Consider the following 12,630-nt stretch of genomic DNA (forward strand, 5'->3'; position numbering starts at 1 on the left):
GGAGGGCCGGCGGGCCGGAGATGCGTGATGTGCCGGTGAGCGGACGGTCGCCGTCCAGGGGGCGAGGTCAGCCCTCCAGGAAGGGGTAGTCCGTGTAGCCGGTGGCGCCGCCGTAGAACGTGGCCGGGTCCGGCTCGTTGTAGGGGCCGGCCTGCGCGATGCGCCGCGGCAGGTCGGGGTTGGCCAGGAAGGCGGTGGCGAAGGCGACGACATCGGCGACGCCGGAGTCCAGGGCGTCGCGGGCCTCCTCGTGCGGCGGGCGCGGCGCGTCCTCCGCGTGCGGATTGAGGACCAGCTTGCCGGGCCACAGGGCGCGCAGCTCCTCGGTCAGGCGTCGCCGTCCCGGCCACTCCCGCATGTCGACGAAGGCCAGGCCGAGCGGCGCCAGAGCCGCGAAGAGTGCCCGGTAGAGCGCTTCGGTGTCCGCCTCCTCGATGCCCATCACCGGCGAGGCCGGCGAGACCCGCAGCGCCGTGCGCTCCGCGCCGATCTCCTTGGCGACCGCCTCGACGACCGCCACCGCGAAGCGGATCCTGTTCTCGGCCGGGCCGCCCCAGCGGTCGGTGCGGACATTGGCCTTCGAGCAGAAGAACTGCTGGATCAGGAAGCCGTTGGCGCCGTGCAGTTCCACACCGTCGAAGCCGGCGGCGATGGCCAGGCGGGCCGCGTGGACGAAGTCGTCGATGGTGGTCTGGATGTCCTCCTCGGTCATGGCGCGGGGCACCGGCATGTCCCTCATCCCGCTCGGGGTGTAGATCTGCTCGGGCGTACGCACCGCGGAGGGTGCCAGCGGCACGAGGTCGTTGTCGGGACTGAAGACGCGCCCGCCGTGCATCAGCTGGGCGTAGATCACCGCGCCGGCCTCGTGCGCCGCGTCCGTCACCTGCCGCCAGGAAGCCGCCTGCTCTTCGTTGGTCAGCAACGGGGTGCCGGGGAACGACCGTGCCTGCGTGCTGGGGTAGATGGCCTCGGTCACGATGAGGCCGGCGGACGCCCGCTGGCGGTAGTACTCCGCCACCTGTGGCGTCGCGGTGCCGTCGGCTGCCACGCGGTTGCGGGTCATCGGGGCGACGGCGAAGCGGTTGGCGAGCTTCACGCTTCCCAGCTCGATCGGGCTGAAGGCATCGATCATGGTTGTTCGACTCTCTGGGAGATCCGGCGGCTGTCCGCCCCGAGGGTCCGACGGGCCTGCTGCATGAGCGGAACTCCGACGGAGCGATATGATTGCTAGGTCAAGCAACCATGGCCCGAATTAATTCCTTCGTCAAGGAAGTAACATGGGTGATGTGAACGACTCCGCAGACGAGCGCCTCCAGCCGCTCACCCCCGTCGAAGAAGCCGTCGTCCGCGCGCTGGGCCGGATCATGCACGCCCTGCCGCGTGCCATCGACCTGGACATGCGGCAGGAGCAGCATCTGCCGCTCATTGACTACGACGCGCTCATGCACCTGTCCGAGGCGCCGGAACGACGAATGCGCATGAGCGAACTCGCAACCGCCTGCGAGCTGTCACTGAGCGGGATGTCCCGTCTCGCCGCCCACCTGGAGAGCGAGGGCCTCGTCCGGCGCGTCAGGAGCGAGAACGACGCCAGGGTCTCGTACGCCGTCCTCACCGACGCTGGCTTCGCCCGCCTGGAACGGGCCTGGCCGACCAACCTCGCGAGCATACGCCGCAACTTCCTCGACCATCTGCAAGGCCTCGACCTCGCCATGCTGGCCAAGGCTTTCGAACGGACGGCCACCCCGGGCGACGCGGCGCAGGAGCGCCAGCCCGGCGAGGCCCCGCCGTCCTGATCGACGCCATCACTATCCGCGGCACGGCCGACATCACCGTTCCCAAATCTCTGGCTGACTTGCAGCGCCCGGAAGGCGGCGCGTACTGAGCACCGCGCCGCGGGTCCGGTGCTGGAGTGGACCACCCGACGCCGCAAATGACGCCTATTGGTCTCTCTTAGCCGTAACATCCTGCACGCCGGGCTTCATCTGTCCGCTGTTCGTCGACTCGTAGACGATCTTGGCGATCCGCCGGTCGGCGTCGACAGACGCCGGAGCCACGGCAGCTCCATGTGCCACGCCGCAACTCATGCCGCAACCGGTGTGCGCCGGGTGTGAGCCAGGTGTGAGCGGAGCGTGAGCCGATCGTGAGCGCGTGCCGTCAATCTTGGCCCTGGCCGATGAATTCCGACGGAGAGGTCTCGGGCCATGATGCGGTGGATCGTCGGGTCGAGTGTCAAATATCAACGACTGGTACTCGCCATCGCCGTCGCGCTGATGGCCGTCGGCTTCGTACAGCTTCGCAACACGTCCGTCGAGGCCCTGCCCGAGTTCGGGCCGGTGCGGGTGGACGTGCAGGTCGAGGCGCTAGGACTCTCCGCCGAAGAGGTGGAGAATCTGATCACCAACCCGATGGAGAACGAGTTCTTCAACGGGATCCCGTGGTTGGCCAAGCTCGAGTCCCGCACGCTGCCGGGATTGTCGTCCATGGAGATGACGTTCGAGCCGGGCACCGACCCGATCCGGGCCAGGCAGGTGGTGCAGGAGCGGCTGACCATGGTCGCCATGCTGCCGGCCGCGTCGTCGCGGCCGCCGCTGGTGGTGCAGCCCCTCTCGTCGACCAGTCGGCTCATGATGATCGGTCTCTCGTCCCAGGATCGCTCACTGATCGACATGTCGCTGCTGTCGCGCTGGACGATCGTGCCCCGCCTGCTGAGCGTCCCCGGCGTGGCCAACGTTTCCATCTGGGGGTTCCGTGACCGGCAACTGCAGGTGCAGGTCGATCCCGCCAAGCTGATGCAGCACGGCGTCACGCTGGACCAGGTGCTGCGCACGTCGGCGAATGCACTTTGGGTCTCGCCGCTGACCTTTGTGGAGGCCTCGACCCCCGGACTCGGCGGTTTCATCGACACCGCCAACCAGCGGATCGAGATCCAGCACAACCAGCCGATCAAGACCGCCGCGGATCTTGGCAAGGTCACCGTTCAGGGGGCCGAGGACCGCGGGGTGCTGCTGGGCGACGTCACCCAGATCGTCGAGGACCACCAGCTCCTCATCGGCGACGCGGTCGTCAAGGACGCCCCGAGCCTCATGCTCGTGGTGGAGAGGTTCCCGGGCGCCAAGGTCGCGGACGTGACCCGGGACGTGGAGGCCGCACTCGACGAGTTGCAGCCCGCCATGCCGAACGTCCAGATCGACACGACGGTGTACCGGCCGGCCACCTTCATCGAGAAGATGGTGGACAACCTCACCGCCACGCTGATCCTCGGCGCCATCCTCCTGCTGCTGGTGCTCGGCGCCTTCCTGTTCAGCTGGCGCACCGCGCTGGTCAGCCTGCTGACCATCGCGTCCTCCGTGGCGGTGACGCTGCTCGTGCTCTCCTGGTTCGGCGTGGCCCTCAACATGATGTCCCTGGCGGGGCTGGTGATGGCCCTCGCCATCGTCGTGGACGACGCGGTGGTCGCCGTCGACAACGTCAGGCAACGGCTGCGGCAGCGCCGCGAGGATGGCGTGGAGGAGCCCGTCCCCGACACCATCCGGGCAGCCATCCTCGAGGCACGCGGCCCGCTCTTCGTCGCCGCCGTCATCGCCGCGGTCTCGGTCGTGCCCCTCTTCATCCTCGACGGGGTGCGCGGCGCTTTCCTCACCCCGGTCGCCCAGGGCTTCCTGGCCGCCACGGTGGTCTCACTGGTGGTCGCGCTGACGGTCGCCCCCGTGCTGGCCACGCTCCTGCTCTCCCGGTCGTCGCTGCAGCACGGCCAGTCGCCGCTCGCCCGAGCGCTGGAGCGGGCGTACGCCGGGCTGCTGCCCCGGCTGCTCCGCCGGCCCGTCTGGTCCTATGCCCTGGTCGGCCTCCTCGTCGTGGCGGGCCTGGCCGCCCTGCCGTTCCTCGGTTCGCGGCCGCTGTCGCCGACGCTTCAGGAGCGGGACCTGCTGATCACCTGGGAGGCACCGCCCGGCACGTCGCGACCGGAGATGAACCGGATCACGGGCGCCCTCAGTGGCGAGTTGCGGGCCGTCCGAGGAGTACGCAACGTCGGCGCCCACACCGGGCGGGCGCTGGCGTCGGACCAGGTCGTCAACATGAACTCGGGAGAGGTGTGGCTCAGCATCGACCCGGCGGCCGACTACGGCCGAACCCTGACCGCCGTTCAGCGGGTGGTGGACGGCTACCCGGGGGTGCAGAGCGACGTGATCACCTACTCGGACAAGCGAGTCCGCGAAGTGGTGACCCGTGGTGCGACGGAGGACCTCATCGTGCGCATCTACGGCAACGACTATGCGGTTCTCAACGAGAAGGCCCAGGAGGTCCTCGGCATCATCTCCGCCGTCGACGGCGTCACCGAGCCACGGGTACGGAGCGCGGAGGTCGCGCCGACGGTGGAGATCGAGGTCTCCGTGGCCAAGGCTGCGAAGTACGGCCTGAAGCCGGGCGACGTGCGCCGGGCGGCCGCCACCCTCGTCTCGTCCACGGTCGCGGGCAACCTCTTCGACGACCAGAAGGTGTTCGAGGTCGTCGTGTGGGGCGTCCCCGCGGTGCGCCAGAACATGTCCACCATCCAGAACCTGCTGATCGACGCGCCGGTGGGTGGCCCCGGTGGCGGCCCGACCCAGGTGCGCCTGGCCGATGTTGCCGACGTAAGGATCGTGGCGAAGCCGGAGGTCATCACACACGACCAGGTGTCCCGCAGCATGGACGTCGTCGCGAACGTGCGCGGGCGTGGTCTGGGTGCCGTCACGAGCGAGGTCAAGGACCGGCTCGCGCAGGTGACCTTCCCCCGTGAGCACCACCTGGAGGTGCTCGGAGAGGCCCAGGCAAAGGCAAGTTCCGACTTCCGGGTCTGGACCGTCGTGATCGGCGCCGTGATCCTGATCTTCTTCCTGCTCCAGGCCGGCTTCGCTAGCTGGCGGGTGGCGTCGCTGTACTTCCTGCTCCTGCCGACGGCACTGGCGGGCGGGCTGCTGCTGGCGGCCATCGACCGGTCGGCAGTCTCGGTGGTCGCGCTGCTGGGGCTGCTCACTGTGCTGGCCTTGGCCGTTCGGGGCGGCATGCTGCAGATCAGGCGGTACCAGCGACTGGCGGAGGAAGGGCACCCGCACGGTGCCGGACTGGTCGAGCTCGGGTCACGGCAGCAGTTCATCCCGGCCGTGACGGGCATGCTGGCCGCCGGGCTGGCTCTGGTTCCCATGGTGATCTACGGCAGCGTCGCCGGCCTCGAGATCGTGAGCCCGCTCGCCCTGATCATCCTTGGTGGCCTGGTCACGACGGCACTGCTGAACCTGCTCGTCCTGCCCGTCCTGTATCTGCGGTTCGCCGTCCGGTCTCGATCGGGGCCCACGTCCGAGCCCGCGGCCACATCGCTACCCGCGCCCAGGCCACGGCCCGGTACGGCGGGCAAGGAAACACCTTCAACCCCGGCTCCGGCCTGATCGGAATCAGGAGAGTCCCATGCGCAGACAGGGAGGCGACCACATGCGACACGGTGGTCGGTGGATGGCAGCGATTCTGATCACGCTGGCCGCGGCAGCCTGCACGACGCCCGCCTCGAACCCGTCGGGCCACAAGGACAGCCCTGCCAAGGTCGAAGCGATCTCGGGCAAGGATGTCAAGAAGGTGACGTTGACCGAGCAGGCGGCGCGCCGGGTCGGTATCGCGACGGTCACCATCGGCGCGGCGCAGACCGCAGCGCCGGGTGGGCCGAGCGCGTCCCCGGGCGGCCCGGCGATCGTGGTGCCCTACTCGGCGGTGCTCTACGACCCGAACGGCGTGACCTGGGTCTACACGGTTCCCCAGCCCTTGACCTATGTCCGCGAGAAGGTCGTGGTCGCGACCGTGGGCGGGGCGCGCGGGACGGATGCGTTCCTTTCGCAGGCACCGCCGGCGGGGACGTCGATCGTGACGACGGGCGTGATCGAACTCTGGGGCGCTGAGCTCGGGGTCGGCAAGTAGTCCATCAAGTCGGTACGAGGGTAGGGACCCCACACCATGATGCGTTGGATCATTGGAACGAGTCTGAAGCTCCGGTTCCTCGTGGTTGTCGGGGCCTCGATGTTGATGTTCTTCGGCGTCCTGCAGATTCGCGACATGCCCGTCGACGCGTTCCCCGAGTTCGCGCCGCCCCGGGTGGAGATACAGACGATCTGCATCGGACTGTCCGCGCAGGACGTCGAGGAGCTTGTCTCCGTCCCGCTGGAGCAGGGCCTCACCGGAATCGAGGGCCTGGACGTCATGCGCTCCAAGTCGGTCTCCCAGCTCTCGTCGATTCTCCTGATCTTCAAGCCCGGGACCGACCTGATGGCGGCCCGCCTGCTGATCCAGGAGCGCCTGACCGCCATCACTCCCAGACTGCCGCGCTGGGCCAACTCCCCCTTCATGATCCAACCGCTGTCGTCGACCAGCCGGGTCATGAAGATCGGAATATCCCAGGCGGACAAGTCCGACGCGGCCCACGTCGACATGGCGCTGCAGGCGTACTGGACGGTCCGGCCCCGCCTGATGCGCGTACCCGGGGTGGCGAACGTGGCCATCTGGGGCGATCGGTGGCACGTCAAGCAGGCCCTCGTCGATCCCGAGCTCATGAAGAAGCACAACGTCACGCTGGCCCAGGTCATGGAGGCCGCTGGCGACGCGGTGGACGTGGGTCAGCTGAAGTTCAACGGCGGGTTCGAGATCGGCACCGGCGGATGGGTCGACACCCCCAACCATCGGCTCCAGGTGCAGCACCAGTTGCCCGCCCTGACCGGACAGCAACTGGCCGAGATCCCCATCGAGGTGCCGAAGGGCGCCAAGCCGGTCTACCTGAAGGACGTCGCCTACATCACGGATGACATCATGCCGCCGTCCCTGCTCACGGGGGACGCGGTCATCAACGACGGCCCCGGCCTCATGCTCATCGTCGAGAAGCTGCCCTGGGGCAACACTCTCGAGGTGACCCGCGGGGTCGAGGCCGCGCTGAAGGAGATGGCGCCCGGCATGCAGGGCCTCGACGTGGATACCGAGATCTTCCGGCCGGCGACCTTCATCGAGACCTCGGTCGAGAACCTCGGTCGGGCGATGGTCATCGGATTCATCCTGGTGGTCCTGATCCTGGTGCTCTTCCTGTTCGAGTGGCGGGTCGCGCTGATCAGCGCCATTTCGATCCCGCTCTCCCTCGTCGCGGCGGGACTCGTCCTGCACTGGACCGGGGCCACCATAAATACCATGATCCTGGCAGGGCTCGTGATCGCCCTCGGCGTGCTCGTCGACGACGCCATCATCGACGTCGAGAACATCGTGCGCCGCATCCGCCAACACCGACGAGCGGGCAGCCCGAAGTCGTCCGCCGCCATCATCCTCGACGCGTCGGTGGAGGTTCGTGGTCCCATCGTCCAGGCCACGATGATCATCCTGGTCAGCACGGTCCCGATCTTCCTGCTCACCGGGCTCACCGGCTCGTTCTTCCGGCCCATGGCGTTCGCCTACGGGCTGGCCATCCTGGCCTCGCTGCTGGTGGCCCTGACGGTCATCCCGGCCCTCGCCCTGATGCTGCTGGCCCGGTCACCGATCGAGCGGCGGGAATCGCCCGTGGTGCGCTGGCTCCAGCGTGGCTACACCGCCGCGCTGGCCCGCATCATTCCGCGTCCCGCCGTCGCCTACGGGACCGTCGTGCTGGTGCTGGCGGCCGGCGTCATGGTGGTACCGATGCTGGGGCAGAACCTGTTCCCCGCATTCAAGGAGCGGGACTTCCTCATGCACTGGGTGACCCAGCCCGGCACCTCGCGTGAAGAGAGTGTCCGCATCACGGAACAGGTCAGCAGGGAGCTCAGGGCGATCCCAGGGGTCCGGAACTTCGGCGCCCACATCGGGCAGGGCACGTTGGCCGACGAGGTCGTCGGCATGAACTTCACCGAGAACTGGATCAGCATCGACCCGAAGGTCGACTACGACAAGACCCATGACGCCGTACAGAAGGTGGTCGACGGCTACCCCGGCCTGCAGCGCGATGTGCAGACCTACCTGAAGGAGCGCACGAAGGAGGTGCTCACCGGCTCCAGCGATGCCATCATCGTCCGCATCGTCGGCGACGACCTCGACGTGCTTCGCAACAAGGCCAACGAGGTCAAGGACCTCATCGCCGGGATCGACGGCATCATCGACGAACACGTGACGCTGCAGACCCCGGTTCCTCAGGTGGATGTCCAGGTCGACCTGGCCAAGGCGGCACGGTACGGGATCAAGCCCGGCGACGTACGCCGAACGGCGGCCACGTTCATCGCCAGCGAGGAGGCGGGCGACATCTGGCGAAACGGCAAGAACACCGAGGTGCACGTGTGGAGCGTGCCGAGCGCCCGGTACAGCATCGAGAGCGTCCGTAACCTCCTGATGGACGCGGCGGACGGGAGCAAGGTCCCCGTGGGTGAACTCGCCGAGGTCAAGATGGTGCCCACACCCAACCAGATCCTGCGGGAGAACGGGTCGCGGTACATCAACGTGGGTGCCAACGTGGCCGCGGGGAAGGCCCTGGGTGACGTCGCGGCCGAGGTTCAGCGCCGACTGGCGACGGTGGACTTCCCGCCCGGCTACCACCCTCAACTGCTCGGTGAGTACAAGGAGGCGACGTCCGCGCAGGACCGGCTGCGGCTCTTCGCCGGCGTCGCGGTGATCGGGATCCTCTTCCTGCTGACCACCGCCTTCAACAGCTGGCGGCTGTCGTTCCTCGTCCTCCTCACGCTGCCCATGGCTCTGGTTGGCGGGATCCTCGCGGCATACGTCGGTGGCGGCATTCTTTCGCTCGGCTCGCTCGTGGGATTCTTCACCGTGCTCGGCATCGCCGCCCGCAACGGCATTCTCATGATCAACCATTTCCAGTATCTCGAGCGGGAGGAAGGGGAAAGCTTCGGCCGAAATCTCGTCATCCGTGGCGCGAAGGAGCGACTCTCACCGATCCTCATGACCTCGTTGGCGACCGGGCTCGCCCTCGTTCCCCTGGCCATCGAGGGCAGCCTGCCCGGTCACGAGATAGAACACCCGATGGCGGTGGTGATTCTGGGTGGCCTGGTCACCTCGACGCTGCTGAACCTGTTCGTCCTCCCGTCCCTCTATCTGGGCTTCGGCCGACACCGGGATTCGTCCACGCCCCGCCGACTTCCGCTTCCCACGCGGGTGTGGCCGGCGGCCCGGCGGACCGGAAGCTCCCATGCCTGACTCGCGGACGCTCATCCCAACCACGACGCGCCGGCCTCGTCGCCGGCGCGTCCTACAGGCCGTTGGGTCATGGCAGGTCAAGCTTGGGATCGCCGCGAAGTATCGCTCTCTCCAGCTTCTGCAACTGCGGCGATGGGTCGAGTCCGAGTTCGTTGACGAGCCGGCTCCGCGCGAGCCGGTAGGCGACCAGCGCGTCGGCGGCGCGGCCGGCGCGGTACAGGGCCAGCATGAGCTGCGCGAGCAGGCGCTGGCGGTACGGATACTGGCCGGCGTACTCGGCGAGTTCGTCGAGGACCGCCTCGTGCCGGCCGAGCCGCAACTGCGCGTCCAACCACTCCTCCATGGCCGTCAACCGCGCTTCCTCCAGCCCCCGGCACAGATCCTCGACTCGCGGCGTCGCCACGTCGGCCAACGGAGGTCCGTGCCACAGGTCGAGCGCACGCCGCAACATCGAGACCCTCTCCAGGTCGTTCGTCTCAAGACGAGCCGCCGTGAGGAGAGCGCGGAAGCGGTGCGCGTCCACACTCATCGGGTCGGCTCGCAGGACGTACGTCGGACCACGAGTGTTGATCTTCACGTCATCCCGATCCGCTCCGGCCATCGCCAGGACGGTGCGGAGCTGCGAGACGCGCACGTGGATCGCATGACGAGCGGTCTGTGGCGGCGAGTCGGGCCACGTCAGGTCAACCAGGCGGTCGAGCGGCACAAGCTGATTCACGTTCAACGCCAGGATCGCAAGCACAAGCCGCTGTTGGCGCGGCCCGAGATCGACTTGTTGATCTCCCGCCCATACCTCCACTGCCCCCAAGAGCCGGAACTCCACAACCCCCTCCCCCCGTGCTGCGAGTGCACCTCCTCCGCGTCACTGCGCAGGGTCTCGGATCCAGGGCGTCGCTGCTCGTGATGATCCGGTTGATCGGCCGATTCTCCCAATCTTCTTCATATTCCACCGGTACCGGCCACAACCGCCAACCGTGCACTAAGACGCCCGAACGCACCTAAATAGGCTATAACAGAATCGTTGTATGATTGTCAAGCCTTAAGTCCCGTTTAGGACACTAGACGCCAATTCAATCAGGATTAGCCAAGCAAAGCGAATAATGGTCGGACATTTACGTTGTTCGCTTCGGCCATTTCGATTTCCGGTCAACCGGCGCGGTGATTTCGGCTCATGGCAGATGCACCGGCCCGGCCGCGCTCTCCCCGTCGAGGGCGTTCGCAATCGAGAAATTTCCGGCTCTTCCCAGGCAGTACGGTCAGCGCGCAGGCAGCCGGATGACGAACCGTGCGCCGCAGGGGGCGTCCTCGACGACTATCGAGCCCCCGTGTGCGTCAACGATCTCTTTCGCGATGGCCAGGCCGAGACCGGTGCCGCCGGTTCGACGGCTCCGGTCGTCGTCAAGTCGCGTGAATCGCTCGAAGATGCGCATCCGGTCTTCGGGCGGTATCCCCGGCCCATCGTCATGGACGGTCAACGCGACCCAGCGGTCGTCGCTGCCGAGCTCCACGCTGACCGTTGACGAGGCATGGTGCTCGGCGTTGTCGAACAGATTGCGTACGGCCCGCGTCAGGTCGTCGCGACGGCCGTCGACGGCGGCCGCCGAGACCGCGCTGGTGTCGACCTGCAGGTGGCCGCCGCCACGGATCCGGGCCGCTTCGGACAGGACGATGTCGTCGAGATCGACCGGACGGGTGGCGGCGCGAGGGGCGCCGGCGTCCGCCCGGGCAAGGAACAGCAGGTCCCGGATCAGCCGCTCCATGCGGCGGTTCGCGGCGAGCAGGTCGGCTGCGATGTCGTTCCAATTGCTGCTGTCGGGGTGGGCGAGCGCGACCTCCAGGTCGGTCCGCGCCGCGGCGAGCGGGGTCTGCAACTCGTGCGAGGCGTCCGCCACGAAGCGCCGTTGACGCTCGGCGGCGGCATCCAACCGGTCGAGCATCATGTTCATCGTGCCGGCGAGTCGACTGATCTCGTCGTCCGTGGGTGGCACGGACACGCGTCGGTCGAGGGATCGTTCGGAGATGTCGGCGACCTCGGCCCGGATGGCGTCCACCGGCCGCAGCGTGCGGCCCGCGACCGTCCAGGTGGTCAGGGCGACGAGTGCCAGCAGCAGCGGAGCACTGATGGCAAGGGCACCCTGGAGAACCTCGACGGCGTCGTCGACCGGGGAGAGGCTTGCCGCGACGTAGACGGTCACCGGTCCTCCCGGCGTGGCCGTCGGCAGCGCGATGATCCGGTAGCTGCCGCCCTCGCCGAAGGGAACGTCGTCGACGGTGCGGACCTCGGACGCCGCCCCGGAAGGGCGGAACCGGGCGAGCGGCTGGTCCCGCCGCAGTCCGGCGGTTGCCGCCACGACCCGGCCGGTACCGTCCACGACCTGGGCGATGCTTCCGTCGTCGCCTTCGACGGCCAGGTCCGCGGGGAGCATGTCCTGGCGGGCCAGGGCCGCGACGTCGTACGCGCGCACCCTCGCGATGTCGTCGACGCGGTCAACCAGCGAACGGCGCAGGAAGACCACCAGGCTTACGACGGTGACCACGAGGGCGATACCGACGACGATCGTGGCGGCGATGGTGGTGCGGGCGCGCACCGTCGTGAGGCGTGCCCGGGACCGGTCGCGTTCAGCCGCCATCGGGGTCCAGTCGGTAGCCGACGAGCCGGACGGTCTGGATCGCGCAACGACCGAACGGCTCGTCGATCTTCCTGCGCAGGTGCCGGACGTACACCTCGACGATGTTGGGGTCGCCGTCGAACGCGAAGTCCCAGACGTGGTCGAGGATGGTGCTCTTGGAGAGCACCTCGCCGGGGCGTCGCATGAGGAACTCGAGGAGGGCGAACTGGCGCGGGGTGAGTGACACCTGCGTGTCCCCCCGCCAGGCCCGGTGGGCGGCGGGGTCGAGCCGCAGATCGCCGGCGGTCAGCGTGGCAGGCCGCTCCCGCGAGCCCCGGCGCAGCAGTGCCCGGATTCTGGCGACCAGGACCACATAGGAGAACGGCTTGGACAGGTAGTCATCGGCTCCGGTATCGAGAGCTTCCGCCTCGTCGAGCTCGCCGTCCTTGGCCGTGAGCATGAGAATCGGGGTCCAATCTCCGGCCTCGCGCAACTCGGCGCACACCTGGTAGCCGTTCCTGCCGGGCAGCATGATGTCGAGAACGACGAGGTCGTAGTCGCCCTCCTTGGCCCGCCAGAGGCCGTCGATACCGTCGAGGGCGACGTCGGCCGCGAACCCCTCGGCCTCCAACCCACGCTTGATCGACCGGGCGAGGTGCTTGTCGTCCTCGACCACGAGGATGCGCACTCCCCAAGTGTGCCACCGGCCGGCTTACCGCCCGCTGAAGCCGACGACGCAGTCCTCCGGCTTCCTCCGCGTTCAGCCGGTCTTCAGCCGGCCCGCCGTACAGTCGCCCTGACGAACCGCGGGTACGCGTCGTCGGCTCGCACCCGCCGAGAAAGG

8 protein-coding genes are annotated in these 12,630 nt (G+C 68.1%); 4 read left to right on the forward strand and 4 right to left on the reverse strand.

Annotated features, from left to right (window positions below; all coding sequences use genetic code 11):
• Positions 1-67: 67 nt before the first annotated feature.
• A complete protein-coding gene (locus tag GA0070624_RS24185; RefSeq protein ID WP_091344922.1) occupies positions 68-1,132 on the reverse strand; it encodes an alkene reductase in 1,065 nt (354 codons plus the stop codon).
• A gap of 154 nt (positions 1,133-1,286) precedes the next feature.
• Here GA0070624_RS24185 and GA0070624_RS24190 point away from each other — a divergent pair, with 154 nt between their 5' ends.
• The 4 genes from GA0070624_RS24190 (at position 1,287) to GA0070624_RS24205 (ending at position 9,177) form a co-directional block, all read left to right on the forward strand.
• Entirely contained in the window at positions 1,287-1,793 is a 507-nt protein-coding gene (locus tag GA0070624_RS24190) for a MarR family winged helix-turn-helix transcriptional regulator (protein ID WP_245718956.1), read from the forward strand.
• 408 nt (positions 1,794-2,201) lie between these two features.
• Complete coding sequence (locus tag GA0070624_RS24195; RefSeq protein WP_091344926.1) at positions 2,202-5,423, forward strand: efflux RND transporter permease subunit; 3,222 nt, start codon at positions 2,202-2,204, stop codon at positions 5,421-5,423.
• A 64-nt stretch (positions 5,424-5,487) separates the two neighbouring features.
• Positions 5,488-5,943, forward strand: a complete 456-nt coding sequence (locus GA0070624_RS24200; protein ID WP_218105278.1) for a hypothetical protein — start codon at positions 5,488-5,490, stop codon at positions 5,941-5,943.
• A gap of 36 nt (positions 5,944-5,979) precedes the next feature.
• Positions 5,980-9,177 carry an efflux RND transporter permease subunit gene (locus GA0070624_RS24205; protein WP_091344930.1) on the forward strand — a complete coding sequence of 1,066 codons (3,198 nt, stop codon included), beginning with the start codon at positions 5,980-5,982 and terminating at the stop codon, positions 9,175-9,177.
• A 67-nt stretch (positions 9,178-9,244) separates the two neighbouring features.
• Here GA0070624_RS24205 and GA0070624_RS24210 read toward each other — a convergent pair whose 3' ends face one another.
• The 3 genes from GA0070624_RS24210 to GA0070624_RS24220 form a co-directional block, all read right to left on the reverse strand.
• A complete protein-coding gene (locus tag GA0070624_RS24210) occupies positions 9,245-10,000 on the reverse strand; it encodes an AfsR/SARP family transcriptional regulator (protein ID WP_091344932.1) in 756 nt (251 codons plus the stop codon).
• A 433-nt stretch (positions 10,001-10,433) separates the two neighbouring features.
• The gene (locus GA0070624_RS24215; RefSeq protein ID WP_091344935.1) at positions 10,434-11,807 is read right to left on the reverse strand and encodes a sensor histidine kinase; all 1,374 of its coding nucleotides are present in this window, start codon (positions 11,805-11,807) and stop codon (positions 10,434-10,436) included.
• Entirely contained in the window at positions 11,797-12,474 is a 678-nt protein-coding gene (locus GA0070624_RS24220; RefSeq protein ID WP_091344937.1) for a response regulator transcription factor, read from the reverse strand. Before GA0070624_RS24220 ends, GA0070624_RS24215 begins: the two co-directional genes overlap by 11 nt.
• Positions 12,475-12,630: the final 156 nt, after the last annotated feature.

The sequence above is a fragment of the Micromonospora rhizosphaerae genome (genome assembly GCF_900091465.1).
In the GTDB taxonomy this organism is placed as follows: Bacteria; Actinomycetota; Actinomycetes; order Mycobacteriales; family Micromonosporaceae; genus Micromonospora; species Micromonospora rhizosphaerae.

What these genes read in the sequence shown, in the direction of transcription:
- GA0070624_RS24185 (WP_091344922.1), bottom strand. Translation starts at nt 1,132, where the DNA reads ATGATCGATGCCTTCAGCCCGATCGAGCTGGGAAGCGTGAAGCTCGCC.
- GA0070624_RS24195 (WP_091344926.1), top strand. Translation starts at nt 2,202, where the DNA reads ATGATGCGGTGGATCGTCGGGTCGAGTGTCAAATATCAACGACTGGTA.
- GA0070624_RS24200 (WP_218105278.1), top strand. Translation starts at nt 5,488, where the DNA reads ATGGCAGCGATTCTGATCACGCTGGCCGCGGCAGCCTGCACGACGCCC.
- GA0070624_RS24205 (WP_091344930.1), top strand. Translation starts at nt 5,980, where the DNA reads ATGATGCGTTGGATCATTGGAACGAGTCTGAAGCTCCGGTTCCTCGTG.
- GA0070624_RS24215 (WP_091344935.1), bottom strand. Translation starts at nt 11,807, where the DNA reads ATGGCGGCTGAACGCGACCGGTCCCGGGCACGCCTCACGACGGTGCGC.